The 18,379-nt window shown below is 73.3% G+C and carries 17 protein-coding genes; 9 read left to right on the top strand and 8 right to left on the bottom strand.

The genetic code is table 11. The features are described 5' to 3' along the window. The first annotated feature begins 128 nt into the window (after positions 1-128). From ACF068_RS11055 to ACF068_RS11065, 3 genes are read left to right on the top strand one after another with little or no spacing between them, the layout of a single operon-like run. Positions 129-1,055: a carbohydrate ABC transporter permease gene (locus ACF068_RS11055; RefSeq protein ID WP_392273910.1), complete on the top strand. Its 927-nt coding sequence runs from the start codon at positions 129-131 to the stop codon at positions 1,053-1,055. Next, positions 1,052-1,891: a carbohydrate ABC transporter permease gene (locus ACF068_RS11060; protein ID WP_392273911.1), complete on the top strand. Its 840-nt coding sequence runs from the start codon at positions 1,052-1,054 to the stop codon at positions 1,889-1,891. The genes ACF068_RS11055 and ACF068_RS11060 overlap by 4 nt, the downstream gene beginning before the upstream one ends. Before the next feature lie 44 nt (positions 1,892-1,935). Then, positions 1,936-3,306 (top strand): GH1 family beta-glucosidase, encoded by a 1,371-nt coding sequence (locus ACF068_RS11065; RefSeq protein WP_392273912.1) that lies wholly within the window; start codon positions 1,936-1,938, stop codon positions 3,304-3,306. On the opposite strand, the gene ACF068_RS11070 is transcribed toward ACF068_RS11065, so the two are convergent. Then, entirely contained in the window at positions 3,278-4,162 is an 885-nt protein-coding gene (locus ACF068_RS11070) for an oxygenase MpaB family protein (RefSeq protein WP_392273913.1), read from the bottom strand. The genes ACF068_RS11065 and ACF068_RS11070 overlap by 29 nt on opposite strands. Positions 4,163-4,386: 224 nt before the next feature. Between ACF068_RS11070 and sph the strand changes: the two genes are divergently transcribed. Both sph and ACF068_RS11080 read left to right on the top strand, forming a co-directional pair. Continuing rightward, positions 4,387-5,397 carry a sphingomyelin phosphodiesterase gene (sph, locus tag ACF068_RS11075; protein WP_392274360.1) on the top strand — a complete coding sequence of 337 codons (1,011 nt, stop codon included), beginning with the start codon at positions 4,387-4,389 and terminating at the stop codon, positions 5,395-5,397. An 80-nt stretch (positions 5,398-5,477) separates the two neighbouring features. Beyond that, positions 5,478-6,503 carry a cation diffusion facilitator family transporter gene (locus ACF068_RS11080; protein WP_392273914.1) on the top strand — a complete coding sequence of 342 codons (1,026 nt, stop codon included), beginning with the start codon at positions 5,478-5,480 and terminating at the stop codon, positions 6,501-6,503. 42 nt (positions 6,504-6,545) lie between these two features. On the opposite strand, the gene ACF068_RS11085 is transcribed toward ACF068_RS11080, so the two are convergent. Beyond that, positions 6,546-7,025 (bottom strand): macro domain-containing protein, encoded by a 480-nt coding sequence (locus ACF068_RS11085; protein ID WP_392273915.1) that lies wholly within the window; start codon positions 7,023-7,025, stop codon positions 6,546-6,548. Positions 7,026-7,137: 112 nt separating this feature from the next. Here ACF068_RS11085 and ACF068_RS11090 point away from each other — a divergent pair, with 112 nt between their 5' ends. Beyond that, positions 7,138-7,890, top strand: a complete 753-nt coding sequence (locus tag ACF068_RS11090) for a MerR family transcriptional regulator (protein ID WP_392273916.1) — start codon at positions 7,138-7,140, stop codon at positions 7,888-7,890. A gap of 167 nt (positions 7,891-8,057) precedes the next feature. On the opposite strand, the gene ACF068_RS11095 is transcribed toward ACF068_RS11090, so the two are convergent. From ACF068_RS11095 to ACF068_RS11110, 4 genes are read right to left on the bottom strand one after another with little or no spacing between them, the layout of a single operon-like run. After that, on the bottom strand, positions 8,058-10,232 hold the full coding sequence (locus ACF068_RS11095) for a 3-hydroxyacyl-CoA dehydrogenase NAD-binding domain-containing protein (protein WP_392273917.1): 2,175 nt from the start codon (positions 10,230-10,232) through the stop codon (positions 8,058-8,060). Between the two features lie 43 nt (positions 10,233-10,275). After that, positions 10,276-11,490, bottom strand: coding sequence for an acetyl-CoA C-acetyltransferase (locus ACF068_RS11100; RefSeq protein ID WP_392273918.1), 1,215 nt, complete (start codon positions 11,488-11,490; stop codon positions 10,276-10,278). A 23-nt stretch (positions 11,491-11,513) separates the two neighbouring features. Continuing rightward, on the bottom strand, positions 11,514-12,656 hold the full coding sequence (locus ACF068_RS11105; protein ID WP_392273919.1) for an acyl-CoA dehydrogenase family protein: 1,143 nt from the start codon (positions 12,654-12,656) through the stop codon (positions 11,514-11,516). After that, positions 12,653-13,795 (bottom strand): CaiB/BaiF CoA transferase family protein, encoded by a 1,143-nt coding sequence (locus ACF068_RS11110; RefSeq protein ID WP_392273920.1) that lies wholly within the window; start codon positions 13,793-13,795, stop codon positions 12,653-12,655. Before ACF068_RS11110 ends, ACF068_RS11105 begins: the two co-directional genes overlap by 4 nt. A gap of 174 nt (positions 13,796-13,969) precedes the next feature. Here ACF068_RS11110 and ACF068_RS11115 point away from each other — a divergent pair, with 174 nt between their 5' ends. After that, the gene (locus ACF068_RS11115) at positions 13,970-15,160 is read left to right on the top strand and encodes a saccharopine dehydrogenase family protein (RefSeq protein WP_392273921.1); all 1,191 of its coding nucleotides are present in this window, start codon (positions 13,970-13,972) and stop codon (positions 15,158-15,160) included. Positions 15,161-15,338: 178 nt separating this feature from the next. Here ACF068_RS11115 and ACF068_RS11120 read toward each other — a convergent pair whose 3' ends face one another. Beyond that, positions 15,339-16,028, bottom strand: coding sequence for an endonuclease V (locus ACF068_RS11120; protein ID WP_392273922.1), 690 nt, complete (start codon positions 16,026-16,028; stop codon positions 15,339-15,341). Positions 16,029-16,131: 103 nt separating this feature from the next. Between ACF068_RS11120 and ACF068_RS11125 the strand changes: the two genes are divergently transcribed. After that, positions 16,132-16,431 (top strand): YciI family protein, encoded by a 300-nt coding sequence (locus ACF068_RS11125; protein WP_392273923.1) that lies wholly within the window; start codon positions 16,132-16,134, stop codon positions 16,429-16,431. Positions 16,432-16,465: 34 nt separating this feature from the next. Here ACF068_RS11125 and ACF068_RS11130 read toward each other — a convergent pair whose 3' ends face one another. Continuing rightward, complete coding sequence (locus ACF068_RS11130; protein ID WP_392274361.1) at positions 16,466-17,596, bottom strand: WD40/YVTN/BNR-like repeat-containing protein; 1,131 nt, start codon at positions 17,594-17,596, stop codon at positions 16,466-16,468. A 171-nt stretch (positions 17,597-17,767) separates the two neighbouring features. Between ACF068_RS11130 and ACF068_RS11135 the strand changes: the two genes are divergently transcribed. Then, positions 17,768-18,184: an SsgA family sporulation/cell division regulator gene (locus ACF068_RS11135; RefSeq protein ID WP_392273924.1), complete on the top strand. Its 417-nt coding sequence runs from the start codon at positions 17,768-17,770 to the stop codon at positions 18,182-18,184. Positions 18,185-18,379 lie beyond the last annotated feature (195 nt).

Consider the following 18,379-nt stretch of genomic DNA (forward strand, 5'->3'; position numbering starts at 1 on the left):
GCCCCGCGCGGGGCGGCTCTCCCGGGCGGTCCACCCGCCCCCGCCGGTCGCGGCGAGAACGCCCGGCACCGGGCCGGTCTACACACACACCACGTCCGTACCGCATCCGACCCCCGAAGGGCCGCACCGTGACCCTCACCGCACCCGCCGGGACGGCGGCGCGCCGTGTATGGCGGACCGTCTCGCCGTACGCGTACATCGCCCCGTTCTTCACGCTGTTCGCCGCGTTCGGCCTGTTCCCGCTGCTCTACACGGCGTTCGTCTCGCTCTACCGCGTGGAGCTCCAGACGCCCGGCGACATGGAATGGCGCGGTCTCGGCAACTACGCCGCGCTGTTCACCGACGAGTTCTTCTGGCTCTCGTTGCGCAACACCTTCACCATCGGGGTGCTCTCCACCGTCCCGCAGCTCGTGATGGCCCTGGGGCTGGCGCACCTGCTGAACTACAAGCTGCGCGGGCGGACCTTCTTCCGTACGGCGATGCTGCTGCCGTACGCCACCTCGGTCGCTGCGGCGACGCTGGTCTTCGCGCAGCTCTTCGGCCGGGACTTCGGGCTGGTCAACTACGCGCTGGGGCTTCTCGGCATCGACCCGGTCGACTGGCAGACCGGGACGGTCGCCTCCCAGATCGCCGTGTCGACCATCGTCATCTGGCGGTGGACCGGCTACAACGCGCTGATCTACCTCGCGGGCATGCAGTCCATCCCGGCCGAGCTGTACGAGGCCGCGGAGATGGACGGGGCGTCGCGGTGGCGGCAGTTCTTCCACGTCACGCTGCCGGGCCTGCGTCCGACGATCGTCTTCACCACCGTGGTGTCCACGATCGGCGCCACCCAGCTCTTCGGCGAACCGCTGCTGTTCGAGGGGTCGGTCTCGGGAGGGATCTCCCACCAGTACCAGACGCTCGGGCTCTACATGTACGAGCAGGGGTGGGGCTTCTTCCACCTCGGCCGTGCCGCCGCCATCGCCTGGGTGATGTTCCTGCTGATCCTGGTGTTCGTCGGAACCAACGCCCTGGTCGTACGCCGCCGTTCCGCCAAGGAGGCCGGCCGATGAGCGCCCGCCGAGCCGGTCGTACCCTGCACGGCGGCAGGGTCGCGTACGCCGTCCTGATCCTCGCCGTCCTGGTGTCGGCCTTCCCCTTCTACTGGACGATCGTCGCCGCCAGCCGCTCCAACGCCGATCTGGCGCGGGTGCCCCCGTCCCTGCTGCCCGGCCCGAACCTGTTCCGGAACGTCGAGGCGGTGATGGAGGAGGCGGACATCGGCAAGGCCCTGCTGAACTCGCTGATCGTCTCGGGGTCGATCACGGTCGGCACGGTGCTGTGCTGCATGCTCGCCGGGTTCGCCTTCGCCAAGCTGCGCTTCCGCGGCCGGGGCGCGCTGCTCGCGGTCACGGTGGGGACCATGATGATCCCGCCGCAGCTCGGGGTGATCCCGCTGTTCATGCTGGTCGCGGAGCTGGGGTGGGTGAACCAGCTCCAGTCGGTGGTCCTGCCCGGTCTGGTGTCGGCCTTCGGGGTCTTCTTCATGCGGCAGTTCCTGGTGCAGGCGCTGCCGGACGAGCTGATCGAGGCGGCGCGGGTGGACGGGGCCTCCTCCGCGCGGATCTTCTGGTCGATCGTGGTGCCGATCGCCCGGCCCGGTATGGCGGTGCTGGGTCTGCTGACCTTCATGGCCGCCTGGAACGACTTCTTCTGGCCGATCGTCGCGCTGTCCTCGCAGAACCCGACCGTGCAGGTCGCGTTGCGCCAGCTCGGCGGCGGCTATGTGCACGACCAGTCCGTGATCATGGCGGGCACGCTGCTCGGCACGCTCCCGGTGCTGCTGGTCTTCGGCCTGCTGGGCCGGCAGATCGTCGGCGGCATCATGCAGGGCGCCGTCAAGGGCTGACGGCCCTCCCCGTTCCTCCACTTCGTGTTGGGAGTCTTCCGCTCATGACCGAGCTCCTCTTCCCGGCCGGTTTCCGCTGGGGCACGGCCACGGCCGCGTACCAGATCGAGGGCGCCGCGACCGAGGACGGCCGGACGCCGTGCATCTGGGACACCTTCAGCAGGACGCCGGGCGCGGTCCGCAACGGCGACACCGGTGACATCGCGGCCGACCACTACCACCGGATGCGCGAGGACGTCGCGCTGATGAAGGACCTGGGGGTGACGGACTACCGGTTCTCGGTCGCCTGGCCGCGGGTGCAGCCGGCCGGGCGGGGCCCGGCCGTCGAGAGGGGCCTGGACTTCTACCGGCGGCTCACCGACGAACTGCTGAGCGCCGGCATCCGGCCGGTCGTCACGCTCTACCACTGGGACCTGCCGCAGGAGCTCGAGGACGCGGGCGGCTGGCCGCACCGGGAGACGGCCGAGCGGTTCGCCGAGTACGCCGGGCTGGTGGCCGGTGCGCTGGGCGACCGGGTGAGCACGTGGACGACGCTCAACGAGCCGTGGTGCGCGGCGTTCCTCGGGTACGCCTCCGGGGAGCACGCCCCGGGGCGCAGGGACCCGGTGGCGGCGCTGCGCGCGGCCCACCATCTGAACCTGGCGCACGGGCGTGCCGTCCAGGTGCTGCGTGCCGCGCTGCCGGCGGCCGCGGAGGTGTCGCTGACGCTCAACCTGCACGCGGTGCGGGCCCTGTCGGAGGCCGAGGAGGACCGTGAGGCCGCCCGGCGGGTGGACGCGCTGGGCAACCGGATCTTCCTGGACCCGGTCTTCCACGGGCGGCTGCCGGAGGACCTGGTGCGGGACACGGCGGGGCTGACGGACTGGTCGTTCGTGCGCGACGGGGACCTGGAGGCGATCGCCGCGCCGCTGGACTCGCTGGGCATCAACTACTACTCCCCCACGGTCGTCGGGGCGGGTACGTCCGGGTCGCCGTCGCCCTGGCCGGGTGCCGAGCCGCACGTGCGGTTCGTGCCGGCGCCGGGTCCCCGGACGGCGATGGACTGGCCGGTGGACGCGGACGGCCTGTACGAGCTGCTGGTCCGGCTGCGGGACGAGCTGCCGGGGGTTCCGCTGATGGTGACGGAGAACGGGGCGGCGTACGACGACTACGCCGACCCGTCGGGCGAGGTGCACGATCCGGAGCGGGTCGCCTACCTGCGGGACCACCTGGCGGCGGTGCACCGGGCGCTCGCCGACGGGGTGGACGTCCGGGGCTACTTCCTGTGGTCGCTGCTGGACAACTTCGAGTGGGCGTACGGCTACGGGAAGCGGTTCGGCATCGTGCACGTGGACTTCGCGTCGCAGCGCCGTACGCCGAAGGACAGCGCCCGCTGGTACGCGGACGTCATCGCCCGGGGCGGGCTGCGCGGGTGAGCCGGTCGCGGCGGCGGGCCTCCCGTGCGAGCGGGAGGTAGCGCAGCCGCTCGGGCAGTGCGGGGACGACAGCCCGGACGACCCGGCCGAAGCGGCGCAGCCGGCGTTCCTGCGCGTCCGTCCACTCCAGGCCGATGGCCTCCCTGGCGTCGGGCGGCATGAGTCCGACGGTGAGGAAGCGGCGGAAGCGGGCGAAGGGCGGGAGCAGGACGGGCCACAGGACGCGCAGCAGGAGCCGCAGCGGCAGGGGGCCCCGGTCGAACGGGGGCAACGGGACGTCCGCCGAGGCGAGTTCGCGCGCGACGGCGGTGGCCTCGATCTCGTCGGCGAGGACCTTGCGGTAATAGGGCCAGAACTCCTCGATGGTCTGCGGCATGTCGCGGTCGTGGATGCCGAGGACGCGGCCGACCTGGAGCCACTCGGCATATAGCTGCCGCTCCTGGGCTTCGGTCAGCGGTCTGATCAGGTAGCGGGCCGCGTGCCGGTAGACCGGGAACCCGGTGGCGTGGACCCAGGCGTAGTTCGCGGGGGCGAGGGCGTGGTAGCGGCGGCCCCGGGTGTCGGTGCCCTGGACGGCGGAGTGGAGCCGGCGCAGCCGGCGGCCCTCCTCGGCGGCGGTCTCGCCGCCGTACACCCAGAGCTGGAGCGAGCGCAGGGAGCGCTCGCCCCGGCCCCACGGGTCGGTCCGGAAGACGGAGTGTTCGTCGACGCCGGCGCCGACGGCGGGGTGGGCGACCTGGAGGGTGAAGGCGGCGGGCAGCACGAGCAGGCCCCGGACGTCGCCGGCGAGGCTCCAGAGCACCCCGCCGGACGGGGGTGGGGCGGGAGCGTCGTGCGGGGCGGGTGAGGTGCTCATGGTCCCAGTATCCGCGTATCCGCCGTGGAGAAGTTGGCCCGGTGGTCCGGGGTCCGCAGGATTCCCGGCACCCGATGGCTACCGGAAAGTAACCGCGGCTGATTTGATGTGCCGCGCGAAGGTCCAACCCCCCACTTCCGTCAGGAGTTTCCGTGCCGCGATCCCCGCAGCGCCCGGCCCGTCCGACCGCTTCCCCCGCTTCCTCCACCGCCTCCTCCGGCGCCCTGCCCGCCGTGCTGTTGGCCGCGCTGTCCACCGTGCTCGCCGCCGCCGCGGTGACGGTGGCGGCGCCGGCCGCCACGGCGGTTACGGCGGCCGGGGTCTCCGCCGAGGCGGGGGCCTCCGGGGAGGCGGGGGCGCCGGCGCTCCGGGTGCTGACGTACAACTCGTTCCTGTTCAGCAAGACCCTCTACCCGAACTGGGGGCAGGACCACCGGGCGAAGGAGATACCGGCGGCGCCGTTCTTCCGCGGCCAGGACGTGGTGGTGCTCCAGGAGGCGTTCGACAACGCGTCCTCCGACGCGCTCCTGCGCAACGCCGCCGCCCAGTACCCGTACCAGACGCCGGTGATGGGCCGGAGCAAGAGCGGCTGGGACGCCACGAGCGGCGCCTATTCGGCGACCACGCCGGAGGACGGTGGGGTCGCCGTGCTCAGCAAGTGGCCGATCGTCCGCAAGGAGCAGTACGTCTACAAGGACGCCTGCGGCGCCGACTGGTACTCCAACAAGGGTTTCGTCTACACCGTGCTCGATGTGAACGGCTCCCGGGTGCACGTGGTGGGGACGCACGCCCAGTCGACGGACCCCGGGTGCTCGGCGGGTGAGGCGGCGCAGACGCGCAGCCGGCAGTTCAAGGCCCTGGACGCGTTCCTGGACGCCAAGAACATCCCGGCGTCCGAGCAGGTGATGGTGGCGGGCGACTTCAACGTCGACTCGCACAGCGGCGAGTACGCCACGATGCTGGCCGACGCGGGGCTGGCGGGCGCGGACGCCCGTACGGGCCACCCGTACTCCTTCGACACCCAGGACAACTCGATCGCCTCCGAGCGCTACCCGGACGACCCGCGCGAGGACCTGGATCACGTGCTGCACCGCGCCGGGCACGTGAAGCCGTCGGGCTGGACCAACGAGGTGGTCAAGGAGCGGAGCGCGCCCTGGACGGTGTCGAGCTGGGGCAAGCAGTACACCTACACGAACCTCAGCGACCACTACCCGGTCGTGGCGTCCGCGCAGTAGCCCCCGCCCCGCAGCCGCAACGGCTTCGCAGCTGGTCGGAGGCCGCTTTTCGGCAGTGGCCGCAAGGCGGTCCGGCTGTCATGGTGGTGTTCATGATGGGTCATGGACACCACCACGGGCGCCGTCGGCACCTTCCCGGCCACCACCATCACCATCATCACGGCGAACGGATCGACGCCGCCCTGGAGGGGTCGGCCGCCGGGCTGCGGACGCTGTGGTTCTCGTTCGCGGTGCTCGCCGCCACCACGGGCGTCCAGGCGGTGATCGCCGGGCTCTCGGGCTCGGTCGCGCTCCTCGGCGACACGGTGCACAACGCCACGGACGCCCTGACCGCGCTGCCGCTCGCGCTCGCCTTCGTGCTGGGCCGGCGGGCGGCGACCCGCCGCTACACCTACGGCTTCGGCCGGGCGGAGGACCTGGCGGGGGTGTTCGTGGTGCTGGTGATCGCCGCGTCGGCCGCCTTCGCCGGGTACGAGGCGGTGCGGCGGCTGCTGGACCCGCAGGAGGTGGGCCATCTGCCGGCCGTGGCGGCGGCCGGGCTGGTGGGGTTCGCCGGGAACGAGTGGGTGGCCCGAGCCCGGATCCGCACGGGCCGGGCGATCGGATCCGCCGCCCTGGTCGCCGACGGGCTGCACGCCCGCACCGACGGGTTCACCTCGCTGGCGGTGCTGCTGGGCGCGGGCGGCGCGGCGCTGGGCCGGTGGTGGGCGGACCCGCTGGTCGGGCTGGTCATCACGGGCGCGATCCTGCTGGTGCTGCGCGGGGCGGCGCGGGAGGTCTGGCACCGGCTGATGGACGCGGTGGACCCGGCGCTGGTGGACCGCGCGGAGCGGGTGCTGGCGGGGGTCGACGGCGTACGGGGCGTGGGGGCCGTGCGGATGCGGTGGCTGGGGCACGCGCTGCGCGCGGAGACCTCCGTGGTGGTGGACCCGGTTCTCACGGTCGTCCAGGCGCACGCGGTGGCGGTCGCGGCGGAGCACGCCCTGCTGCACGAGGTGCCGCGTCTGACCGAGGTCACCGTGCACGTCGACCACGCCGCCACGGCGGGCCCGGACCCCCACGAAGCGCTGGCCCACCACCGTCCCGCTCAGGGCACGTACGTATAGGCGGGCACGGCACGGGGCGGGCGGTCGTGGCCGGGCGGGCGCTCAGTCGCCGTGGTCGTACACCGTGACCGGTACGCCCCGGGCGAGCAGGCGCTCGGTGATCAGGGGCTCCACCCTGGACCACTTGCCGCCGGCGAGCCCGCAGCCGATGCGGGGCATGTGGACGGAGGCGCCCAGCCCGGCCGCCCGGTCGGCGAGCCGGCCCAGCGCGGTGTCGATCGCCTCGTACCGCACGGGCACGCCCTTGCTGCCCGTCCGTGTCCCCCGCTGGCCCACCATGTTGGCCACCCACAGGTACGGACCGACCTGGACGAACTGCACGGCGCCCAGGCCGAAGTCATTGCCCGCGCGGCCGCGGTGCCAGCGCCGGTAGGCGGCCTCGGGCTCGGGCCAGCGGCGGGAGAGGGCCAGGACGAAACCCTTGCCCCAGCCTCCCAGGTCGTTGCAGACATGCGCGATGATCTTGACGCCCTTACCGGCCGGCGCGGTGGCGTCCCCCCGTACGTACGCGATCCCCGTCATACGCACCACCGTACGGGCCGCCACCGACAACAGCCCGTGACTTTCACAGCGTTGGTGAGACAGCAATACTGTTGTACCGATGCAGCGCACCAGCCGGAAATGAGGCCCCCGCATGGCGACCGAGGCGACCGAGCCGACCGAGGCCGAGGAGCGGCAGCCGACGCTGACCGTCGACGAGCTGGCCGCCCGGGCCGGGGTCACCGTGCGCACCATCCGTTTCTACAGCACCCGTGGCCTGCTGCCGCCGCCGGTGATCGGACCGCGCCGGGTGGGGCACTACGGGCCCGAGCACCTGTCCCGGCTGGCGCTCATCGAGGAGCTCCAGCACCAGGGCATGACGCTCGCCGCGATCGAACGGTACCTGGAACAGCTCCCGCCCGATCTGAGCGCCCACGACCTGGCCATCCACCGGGCTCTGGTGGCGACCTGGGCGCCGGACGCACCGGAGGAGATGCCCCGGGCCGAGCTGGAGCGGCGCGCCGGCCGCACGCTCGGCGACGAGGACCTGGAACGGCTCGCCGCGATGGACGTGCTGGCCCGCACGGACGCGGACGACACCTACCGGGTCGACCCGGGGCTGCTGCGGCTCGGGCTGCGGCTGCTGGACGTGCCCATCGCGCACGAGACGATCCTGGCGTCCCGCACGGTCCTGGTGGAGCACACCCGGTCGGCGGCGCAGGAGCTGACGCGGCTGTTCCGCGACGAGGTGTGGGGCCCGTACCGGGAGCGGGAGTCGGACCCGGAGCACGTGGCGGCGATGAAGTCGCTGTCCGCGCACATGCAGCCGCTGGTGGTGCAGGCCCTGGTCACCGCGTTCCAGCGGTCGCTGAAGGAGGAGCTGGGCGCCGCCTTCCGCGCGGAGTGAGCCCGCACGGTGTCCCGCCGTTCCGGGCGGGCGCCGGGCCGCCACCGGGAGGCCCGCCGTGCCGGTGCGGGGCCGCCACCGGGAGGGCCCGCCGTGCCGGTGCGGGGCCGCCACCGGAAGGGCCGCCGTGCCGGTGACGGCCCTCCCGGTGACACCGCCAGGTGGCGTCAGTCGCCGAACGTCTCGCCCCGCTCGGCCTTCTCCACCAGCAGCGCCGGGGGCTGGAACCGCTCCCCGTACCGCTCGGCCAGCTCCCGCGCCCGTGCCACGAAGCCGGGCAGTCCGCCTTCGTAGCCGTTGATGTACTGGAGCACGCCGCCGGTCCACGCCGGGAAGCCGATGCCCATGACGGAGCCGATGTTGGCGTCGGCGACCGAGGTCAGCACGCCCTCCTCGAGGCAGCGGACGGTGTCCAGCGCCTCGGAGAAGAGCATCCGCTCCTTCATGTCCTCGAACGGGACGGCCGCGCCGTCGCCGGCACCGAAGTGCTCGCGCAGTCCGGGCCACAGGCCCTGCCGCTTGCCCTCCGCGTCGTAGTCGTAGAAGCCCGCGCCGCCGCTGCGGCCGGTCCGGCCGAACTCGTCGACCAGCCGGTCGATCACCGCGTCCGCCGGGTGCTCCTGCCAGGTGCCGCCCGCCTCCTCGACGGCGCGCCGGGTCTCGTTGCGGATCTTGCGCGGGAGAGTGAGGGTGAGTTCGTCCATCAGGGACAGCACCTTGGCCGGGTAGCCCGCCTGGGCCGCCGCCTGCTCGATGGAGGCGGGCTCCACGCCCTCGCCGACCATCGCCACGCCCTCGTTGATGAACTGGCCGATGACCCGTGAGGTGAAGAAGCCGCGCGAGTCGTTGACGACGATCGGCGTCTTGTTGATCTGCCGCACGAGGTCGAAGGCGCGCGCGAGGGCTTCGTCGCCGGACCGCTCGCCCTTGATGATCTCGACGAGCGGCATCTTGTCGACCGGCGAGAAGAAGTGCAGACCGATGAAGTCGGCCGGGCGCTCGACGCCCTCGGCGAGGAGGGTGATCGGCAGGGTCGAGGTGTTGGAGCACAGCAGCGCGTCGGGCTCGACGACGTCCTGGATCTCCTGGAACACCTTGTGCTTGAGCGCGGTGTCCTCGAAGACGGCTTCGATGACCGCGTCGCAGCCGGCCAGGTCTGCCGGGTCGGCGGTCGGGGTGATGCGGGCCAGCAGCGCGTCGCGCTCGGCCTCGGTGGTGCGGCCGCGGGACAGCGCCTTGTCGAGGAGCCCGGCGGAGTACGCCTTGCCCTTCTCCGCCGCCTCGGCCGACACGTCCTTCAGGACGACGTCGATGCCGGCCCTGGCGCAGGAGTAGGCGATGCCGGCGCCCATCATCCCGGCGCCGAGGACGGCGACCTTGCGGACCGTGCGGGGTTCGGTGCCCCGCGGGCGGCCGGCGCCGGAGTTGACCGCCTGGAGGTCGAAGAAGAACGCCTGGATCATGTTCTTGGCGGTCCGGCCGGTGACCAGCTCGGTGAAGTACCGGCTCTCGATGGTCAGCGCGGTCTCGAAGTCGACCTGGGAGCCCTCGACGGCGGCCGCGAGGATGTTGCGGGGCGCCGGGTAGGGCGCTCCGTTGAGCTGCTTCTTCAGGTTCGCCGGGAAGGCGGGCAGGTTGGCGGCGAACTTGGGGTGGGCCGGGGTGCCGCCGGGGATCCTGTGACCGGGGACGTCCCAGGGCTGCCGCGACTCGGGGTGGGCGTCGATGAACGCCCGTGCCCTGGCGAGCATGTCCTCGCGGGTGGCGGCCAGTTCGTGCACCAGGCCGTTGTCCAGGGCCCGCCGCGGGGAGTACTGGGTGCCCTGGAGGAGCACCTTCAGCAGGGCGTCGGCGACGCCCATCAGACGGACCGTGCGGGCGACACCGCCGCCGCCGGGCAGCAGGCCGAGGGTGACCTCGGGCAGGCCGATCTTGGAGCCGGGAGCGTCGAGGGCGATCCGGTGGTGCGAGGCGAGCGCGATCTCGTACCCGCCGCCCAGGGCGGCGCCGTTGATGGCGGCGACGACGGGCTTGCCGAGGGTTTCGATGCGGCGCAGGGCGCGCTTCATCTCCATGCCGGCCGCGAAGATCCGCGGGGCGTCGGCGGGCCCGGCCTTCATCATGTCCTTGAGGTCGCCGCCCGCGAAGAAGGTCTTCTTGGCGGAGGTGTAGATGAAACCGCGGATGGAGTCCTTCTCGGCCTCGGCGCGGTCGGCGACGGCCGCGATCGAGGTCCGGAAGGCCTGGTTCATGGTGTTGGCGGACTGGTCGGGGTCGTCGAGGACGAGGGTGACGACGCCGGTCTCGTCCTGTTCCCAGCGGATGGTGGTGGACTGGCTCATGGTTCTGGCTGCTCCGTAAGGCCGGGTGCGGGAAAGGACGGGGTCAGACGCGCTCGACGACGGTGGCGATGCCCATGCCTCCGCCCACGCAGAGCGTGGCGAGGCCGTAGCGCTTGTCCTGGTGCTCCAGTTCGTCGACGAGGGTGCCCAGGATCATCGCGCCGGTCGCGCCGAGCGGGTGGCCCAGGGCGATGGCGCCGCCGTTGACGTTGACCTTGTCCAGGGACAGGCCCATGTCCTTGACGAAGCGCAGCACGACCGCCGCGAACGCCTCGTTGATCTCGACGAGGTCGATGTCGTCGATGGTCAGCCCGGCCTTGGCGAGGGCCTTCTTGGAGGCGGGGGCGGGGCCGGTGAGCATGATGGTCGGTTCGGAGCCGGAGACGGCCACGGAGACGATCCTGGCGCGGGGCGTCAGTCCGTACCGCTCGCCGACCTCCTTGTTGCCGATGGCGACGAGGGCCGCGCCGTCGACGATGCCGGAGGAGTTGCCGGCGTGGTGGACGTGGTCGATCTTCTCGATCCAGTGGTACCTCTGGAGGGCCACGGCGTCGAAGCCGCCCATCTCGCCGATGGCCGCGAAGGACGGCTTCAGGGCGGCCAGGGTGTCGGCGGTGGTGCCGGGCCGCATGTGCTCGTCGTGGTCGAGGACGGTCAGGCCGGCGCGGTCCACGACGGGGACGACGGACCGGCCGAAGCGGCCTTCCTTCCAGGCGGTGGCGGCCCGCTCCTGCGACAGCGCGGCGTACTCGTCGACGTCCCGCCGCCCGTAGCCCTCGATGGTGGCGATGAGGTCGGCGCCGATGCCCTGGGGGACGAAGTTGGTGTCCCAGTTGGTCATGGGGTCGTTGAACCACGCGCCTCCGTCGGAGGCCATCGGCACCCGCGACATCGATTCCACGCCGCCGGCGAGGACCAGGTCCTCCCAGCCGGAGCGGACCTTCATCGCGGCCATGTTGACGGCTTCGAGGCCGGAGGCACAGAAGCGGTTCTCCTGGACACCGGCGACGGTGTCGGGGAGCCCGGCGGCGATGGCGGCGATGCGCGCGATGTCGGAGCCCTGGTCGCCGACCGGTCCGACGACGCCGAGGACGATGTCGTCGATGGCGGCGGGGTCGAGGCCGGGGAAGCGGCCGCGCAGTTCGTGGATCAGGCCGACCACCAGGTCGACCGGCTTGGTGCCGTGCAGGGCGCCGCCGGCCTTTCCGCGTCCGCGCGGGGTGCGGATCGCGTCGTACACATACGCTTCGGTGCTCACTGGTCAAGCCTTTCGGGGAGGGGTCAGCCGAGCAGGGAACGGCCGATGATTTCCTTCATGATTTCGGTCGTACCGCCGTAAATGGTTTGGATCCGGCCATCGGTGAACGCCTTGGCGACCGGGTATTCGGCCATGTAGCCGTAGCCGCCGTGCAGCTGGAGGCACCGGTCGGCGACGCGTTTTTGCAGTTCGGTGGCCCACCACTTGGCCATCGACGCGTGCACCGCGTCCAGCTCCCCCTGGGAGTGGTCGACGATGCAGCGGTCGAGGAACGCGCGGGTGACGGCGCATTCGGTGGCCATCTCGGCGATCTCGAAGCGGATGTGCTGAAGCCGGGCCAGCGGCCGCCCGAACGCCTCGCGCTCCTTGACGTACGCCGTGGTGATCTCCAGCAGGTGCTCGGCGGCGGCGATCCCGGCGACAGCGATGTTGAGCCGCTCCTGGGCGAGGTTGTTCATCAGGTGGACGAACGCGCCGTTGAGCTCGCCGAGCAGGTTCTCCTTGGGGACGCGCACGTCGTGGAAGAACAGCTCGGCCGTGTCCTGCGCCTTCTGGCCGATCTTGTCCAGGTTGCGGCCCCGCTCGAAGCCCTCGGCGCCGCGCTCGACGACAAGGAGGGACAGGCCGTGCGCCCCGCCCTCGGGGGTGGTCTTCGCGACGACGATCACCAGGTCGGCGAGGACGCCGTTGGAGATGAACGTCTTGGAGCCGTTGAGCAGCCAGTGGTCGCCCTTGTCCTCGGCGGTGGTGCGGATGCCTTGGAGGTCGGACCCGGCGCCGGGTTCGGTCATGGCGATGGCGGTGATGGTCTCGCCGGTGCAGAAGCCGGGCAGCCAGCGCCGCTTCTGCTCGTCGGTGCCGAGCGAGGTGAGGTAGGGGCCGATGATGTCGTTGTGCAGGCCGATCGCCAGCCCGGGGGCGCCGGCGCGGGTGAACTCCTCGGCGAGGACGGCGCTGTAGCGGAAGTCGGGGTTGCCCCCGCCCCCGTACTCCTCGGGGACGGCGATGCCGAGCAGGCCCTGGCGGCCGGCGGCGAGCCAGGCGTCGCGCGAGACGATGCCGTCCTTCTCCCACTGCTCGTAGTGCGGGAGGACCTCCTTGGTGAGGAAGGTTCGTACGGTCTCGCGGAAGGCGTCGTGCTCGGCGCTGAAGAGGTGGCGCTTCACCCGGTCCCCCTGGTGTCGTCGGTGAGGATGCTCGGTACGTCCCAGTCGTGGGCGACCTCGTGCGTGCCGCTGCCCGGCAAAGCGGGCGGGCGGGTCACCGCGCCCGGGGTGGCGGAGAAGCGGGGCGCGGGGGCCGGCTGGGTGATCCCGCCGTGCTCGGTGAAGGTGGAGCGGGCGGCGAGGTGCGGGTGGGCGGGCGCCTCGCGGAGGGACAGCACCGGCGCGACACAGGCGTCGGAGCCCTCGAAGACGGCCGTCCACTCGGCGCGGGTCCTCGTCCTGAAGCGCTCCGCGACGGCGGCGCGCAGCTCGCCCCACCGGCCGGGGTCGTCGCGGGCGGCCGCCGTGGCCCCGAGGCCGAGCAGCCGCGCGAACTCGTCGTAGAACCGCTGCTCCAGCGCGCCCACGGCCATGTACTGGCCGTCCGCCGTCTCGTAGGTGCCGTAGAAGGGACAGCCGCCGTCCAGGAGGTTGGCGCCGCGCCGGTCCTGCCAGCCGCCGGCGGCCAGCATGCCGTGGATCATCATGGCGAGGTGGGCGGTGCCGTCGGTGATGGCGGCGTCGACGACCTGGCCGCTCCCGCCCCCGGCGCGCGCGTGGTGCAGGGCGGCGAGGACGCCGACGACGAGGTAGAGCGCGCCGCCCGCGTAGTCGCCGACGAGGTTGGCGGGCACGGCCGGCGGCTCACCGGGCCGGCCGATCATGGAGAGGGTGCCGGTGACGGCGATGTACCCGATGTCGTGCCCGGCCCGCCGGGCCAGCGGGCCGTCCTGTCCCCAGCCGGTCATCCGCCCGTACACCAGCTTCGGGTTGCGGGCCAGGCACTCCTCCGGTCCGACGCCGAGCCGCTCGGCGACCCCTGGGCGGTACCCCTCGATGAGGACGTCGGCGCGCTCGACGAGGTCCAGCACGCGCCCGGCGCCGCCGTCCGCCTTGAGGTCGACGAGCACGGAGCGCTTGTTGCGATTGGTCAGGTCGTACGCGGGATCGATCCCGATCCCGGCGCCGCCGGGCCGGTCGACCCGCACCACGTCGGCGCCCAGGTCGCCCAGGAGCATGGCCGCGAACGGGCCCGGCCCGATGCCTGCCAGCTCGACCACGCGCACCCCGGCGAGCGGGCCGCCGCCTGTTCCTGCCATCCGACCCCCAGGCCCGTGACTGTGACACAACCGCTGTAACAGCAATGATGCTAAGAACGTGTTCCACTCCGCACAAGACCTGTGGACAACCGCCCGGCGGACACCCGGGTGAGGGGCTCCCCACCCGCACGCTAGCCTCTGCCTCCGACAACGGCGCGGACGGCGGAGGGCTGCATGGGGACACGCAACGGCACGGAACGGGCGTACGACGTCGTGCTCTTCGGAGCGACCGGGTTCGTCGGGGAGCTGACCGCCCGCTACCTGGCCGCACACGCCCCCGCCGGCTGCCGGTGGGCGCTCGCCGGGCGCAGCCGCGACAAGCTGGAGGCACTGCGGGAGCGGCTGGCCGCCGAGGATCCCCGGTGCGCCGACCTGCCGCTGCTCACCGCCGACGCCGCCGATCCGGCATCGGTGCGCGAGCTGGCCGGGTCGGCCCGGGTCGTGGCCACCACCGTCGGGCCCTACGTCTGGTACGGCGAGCCGCTGGTGGCCGCCTGCGCCGAGGCGGGGACGGACTACGTGGACCTGACCGGCGAGCCCGAGTTCGTCGACCTGATGTACGTGCGGCACGACGCGCGGGCCCGTGAGACGGGGGCGCGGATCGTGCACGCCTGCGGCTTCGACTCGGTCCCGCACGATCTGGGCGTGTACTTCACGGTGGCGCAGCTCCCCGAGGGCGTGCCGCTGGCCGTGGACGGGTTCGTCCGCTCCAACGCCTTCTTCTCGGGCGGTACGTTCGCCTCGGCGATGACCGCGATGGGGCGGGGCCGGCAGACGCTGCGGGCGGCCCACGAGCGGCGGCTGCACGAGCCGCGGCTGATGGGGCGGCGGGCGCGGGCACCGCTCGGGGCGCCGCGCTTCAGCCGGGAGACCGGGACGTGGGCGCTGCCGCTGCCGACCCTGGACGCGGGTGTCGTGGCGCGCTCGGCGGCGGCCCTGCCCCGGTACGGGCCGGACTTCCGCTACCGCCACTACGCGGCCGTCAAGGCGCTGCCCGTGGCCGTGGGCGGGGTGGCGGCCGTCAGCGCGCTGTTCGCGCTGGCCCAGGTGCCGCCCGCCCGGCGGTGGCTGATGGACCGCTACGAGGCGGGCCAGGGGCCGGACGCGGAGCGCCGGGCGCGGAGCTGGTTCACGGTGCGGTTCGTCGGCGAGGGCGGCGGGCGGCGGGTGTTCACCGAGGTGTCGGGCGGTGACCCCGGGTACGACGAGACGGCGAAGATGCTCGCCGAGTCGGCCCTGTCGCTGGCCTTCGACGAGCTGCCCGAAACGGCCGGGCAGGTCACCACGGCGGCCGCGATGGGCGACGCGCTGCTGGAGCGGCTGGACCGGGCCGGGATCCGCTTCCGGGTCGCCCACGCGGGCTGAGCCGCCCGGCCGGCCACGGGCCGGTGCACCCGGCGGGCGCCCCGCCGGCCGGTGGTGGGCGGCGCGGTGGCGGGCCGGTGCGCCGCGCCCCTGGCCCGCCGGCCGGTGCCGGATCAGTCGCGTACCGGTTAGAAGGGGTGCCCCGCCGGGTCGGCGTGGACGCACCGGAGCCGGCCGGTCAGGCCGTCACCTCCTTGAGGGCCTGCCTGCACAGGGAGTCCGCGAGGCGGGTGGTCTCCGGGAGGCGGTAGCGGGGCGTCAGGTGCAGGGTGTGGGCGCAGGCGTTCTCCAGGGTGACCCGGTGGCCCGCCGAGACGAACACGGGCTTGACGGCCTCCCGGGTACGCAGCGCCCGGCCGACCTCCTCGCCGTCCGCGACCAGGGGGGTGGACGCCCCGCGTGCGGGTGCGGGCTGCTCGTAGGTGAAGGTGAACGGGTTCTTGGCCACGCCGATCACCGGCAGGCCGGTGAGCACGCCGAGGTGGCTGGCGAGGCCGAAGCGCCGGGGATGGGCCCGGCCGTAGCCGTCGCACACCACCAGCCCGGGGCCCCGCCGCAGCGCGGCCAGGGCGGCCAGCACGGTCGGCACCTCCCGGAAGGCCAGGAGCCCGGGGATGTACGGGAACGACACCCGGCCCACCGCCGTGGCCTCCTCGACGACGGTCAGGGTGCGGGCGTCCAGGACGACGGCCGCCGCGGCGACGAGGTCCCGCTCGTCGTCGTAGGCCACGTCGACGCCGGTGACCACTCCGGTGCCGGGGGGCGGGCCGGGCTCGTCCAGGACGACGCGGCCGCGCAGTTCGTCCTGGACGGCCAGGGCCTCCGCCTCGTCGGACGGCCAGCCGGCGGGCTTCTCGATGATCGTCATAGTGACGGCCACCTTAACGGCGGCGCGCCCCACGGGGGCGGGCGAGGAGCCGAGGAGGCCTCCGCCGCCGGGACCGCCGGCGGGGCCCGATAGCCTCGCCACCATGTTCGTACTGGAACTGACCTACACCGGCCCCCTCGAGCGGGTGGACGCGCTCCTTGCGGAGCATGTCGCCTGGCTGGACTCCCATTACGCGTCCGGGGTGTTCATCGCCTCGGGCCGCAAGAACCCGCGGGACGGCGGGATCATCCTGGCCGCCGGGGACGACCGGGCGGAGATCGAGCGGATCACCGCCACCGACCCCTTCGTCACCGCGGGCGTGTGCGCGTACCGCGTCACCGAGTTCCTGGCGACCAGGACCACGCCCGAACTCGCCGCCTACCGCCAGCAACTGCCGTCGTAGCCACCGGGGAACGGCCGGCGTACGGCCGCTGGTCTCACCGCTCCAGCCGTGCCACCCGGCCCTTCTCGCCGGAGGCCCAGCACCCGTGGTCCGCGGCGCAGTCGACCGTGTCGTACGAGCCGGTGTCGACGGTCCGCCAGGTGCGGCCGCCGTCCGTGGTGAGGTCCGTCCCGGTGGGCCCCACGGCCAGGGCGGCCGTCCTGCTGTGCGGGAGCCAGGCCACGCCCGAGCGGTAGGCGGGCGGCGGAGTGGCGGCCTGCCGCCAGGTGCGGCCGCCGTCCCGGCTGAGGGCGCCCGCGAGAGGCGAGGGCTGCCCGGTCCGGTAGTCGCCGCCGACGGCCAGGCCGTGCGCGCGGTCGCGGAACGCCAGCGCGAAGACCCCGCGCGCCGGGTCACCGGCAGGGATGGTCGACCCGGCGGCCGTCCAGGTCAGGCCCCGGTCGGCGGAGTGCAGCACGCGCGCGGTGGCACCGCCGCCGGTGGCCAGCCACACGTCCCTCGGGCCGGCGCCGACGAGGCACTGGCCGCTCGCCGCGAACCCGGCCTCCCCGGGCAGGGCGGGGGGCATGCCGGTGTCCGGCAGCACCTTCCAGGAGCGCCCGCCGTCACCGGTGGACAGGACCCGGTACTTGCCGTCGACCGGGTCGCTCACGGCGAGGCCGTGGCGGCGGTCGAGGAAGGTGACGCAGTCGTAGAAGGCCCGGGGGTCGGTGTTGCGGAACGACTCGGTCCAGCTCTGCCCTCCGTCGTCGGTGCGCAGGATCCGGGACGCCTCGCCCTCCCCGATGGCGAGCACGACCGCGCGGCGGCCGTCGAACGCCTCGACGTCCCGGAACTCCAGGTCGCCCGCGCCGGGCGGCGAGACGTTCCGCCAGCTCCGGCCGCCGTCCGAGGTGAGCAGCACGGTGCCCTTGGAGCCGGCCACCCAGGCGCTGGAACGGCTGACGGCCGCCAGGCCCCGGAAACGCACCTCCGTCCCGGTCGGCTTCAGCCGCCAGGCGGCCCCGGACGGGCCGGCTCCCGACGCGTCGGCCCCGGGGGCGCCCGCCCCGGACGCATCGGCCCGCCCCGCTGCCGCCCCCGCCGGTGCCGGGGCGGCGGCCAGGGTGGCCGCCAGCGCCACCCCGCACAGCCCCAGCGACACCACGCGTCCCGTCTTCCCCATCGACTTCCCCATCGGCGTCATGGCGCGGGAACGTAGCCCACCCGCTCCGGCCCGTCCAGGGCGCCTCGGTGACGCACGTCACACCCGGCGCCAGTGCACGCGACGCCGGAATTCGTCGTCCTTCCCGGTGCAGGAGTCGTACCGCCGCAGCCGCGTGTGAGGGAGCAGGCCTTGTCCACCGTCATCGAGCAGGCCGTACAGGCCCGGCTGGTCGCGTCCGCGCCTCGTACGGAAACCGTCGCCGCCACCCTGCGCTACGACCGGGGGAACCCCTTCGCCGTCCAGATGGCCTTCCCCGCGCGGGCGACCCTGGAAGGCGTCGACGTGGCCTGGGAGTTCTCCCGGGAGCTGCTCGCGGCGGGCGTCGAGGAGCCGGCCGGGCTCGGCGACGTGCGCGTACGCCCCTACGGCTACGACCGTACGGTCGTGGAGTTCCACGCCCCGGAGGGCGTCGCCATGGTGCATGTGCGCACCTCCGAGGTGCGCCGGTTCCTCCGGCGCGCCCAGCACCTGGTGCCGGCCGGCTGCGAGCACCGGTACCTGGACCTGGACCAGGACCTGACCGAACTGCTGCGCGACGCCCGCTGATCCGCGCTCGGCGCACCGCGCCGCCGATATTCCGTTGCCGCCCCGGACGCGCCGGGCGTAGCGTCGTTCCCGGCCCTTGTCGTCGTCGAACGGAGTAGGACGTTGCTCGTCTGAGGTCTCGAGACACCGTGTCGCACAGCCGCGTTCGGCGCTGTGCGCGCTGATGTGTGCGACCTCGGCCCGCGAGCCGTCCTG

It is taken from the genome of Streptomyces sp. NPDC016309 (assembly GCF_043077235.1).
GTDB lineage: Bacteria > Actinomycetota > Actinomycetes > Streptomycetales > Streptomycetaceae > Streptomyces.

Excerpts from the sequence above, each read along its gene's own strand:
- ACF068_RS11060 (WP_392273911.1), top strand. The coding sequence starts at position 1,052 with ATGAGCGCCCGCCGAGCCGGTCGTACCCTGCACGGCGGCAGGGTCGCG.
- ACF068_RS11070 (WP_392273913.1), bottom strand. The coding sequence starts at position 4,162 with ATGAGCACCTCACCCGCCCCGCACGACGCTCCCGCCCCACCCCCGTCC.
- ACF068_RS11110 (WP_392273920.1), bottom strand. The coding sequence starts at position 13,795 with ATGGCAGGAACAGGCGGCGGCCCGCTCGCCGGGGTGCGCGTGGTCGAG.
- ACF068_RS11125 (WP_392273923.1), top strand. The coding sequence starts at position 16,132 with ATGTTCGTACTGGAACTGACCTACACCGGCCCCCTCGAGCGGGTGGAC.
- ACF068_RS11130 (WP_392274361.1), bottom strand. The coding sequence starts at position 17,596 with ATGGGGAAGACGGGACGCGTGGTGTCGCTGGGGCTGTGCGGGGTGGCG.
- ACF068_RS11095 (WP_392273917.1), bottom strand. The coding sequence starts at position 10,232 with ATGAGCCAGTCCACCACCATCCGCTGGGAACAGGACGAGACCGGCGTC.
- ACF068_RS11115 (WP_392273921.1), top strand. The coding sequence starts at position 13,970 with ATGGGGACACGCAACGGCACGGAACGGGCGTACGACGTCGTGCTCTTC.
- ACF068_RS11090 (WP_392273916.1), top strand. The coding sequence starts at position 7,138 with ATGGCGACCGAGGCGACCGAGCCGACCGAGGCCGAGGAGCGGCAGCCG.
- ACF068_RS11080 (WP_392273914.1), top strand. The coding sequence starts at position 5,478 with ATGGTGGTGTTCATGATGGGTCATGGACACCACCACGGGCGCCGTCGG.
- ACF068_RS11065 (WP_392273912.1), top strand. The coding sequence starts at position 1,936 with ATGACCGAGCTCCTCTTCCCGGCCGGTTTCCGCTGGGGCACGGCCACG.
- ACF068_RS11085 (WP_392273915.1), bottom strand. The coding sequence starts at position 7,025 with ATGACGGGGATCGCGTACGTACGGGGGGACGCCACCGCGCCGGCCGGT.
- ACF068_RS11120 (WP_392273922.1), bottom strand. The coding sequence starts at position 16,028 with ATGACGATCATCGAGAAGCCCGCCGGCTGGCCGTCCGACGAGGCGGAG.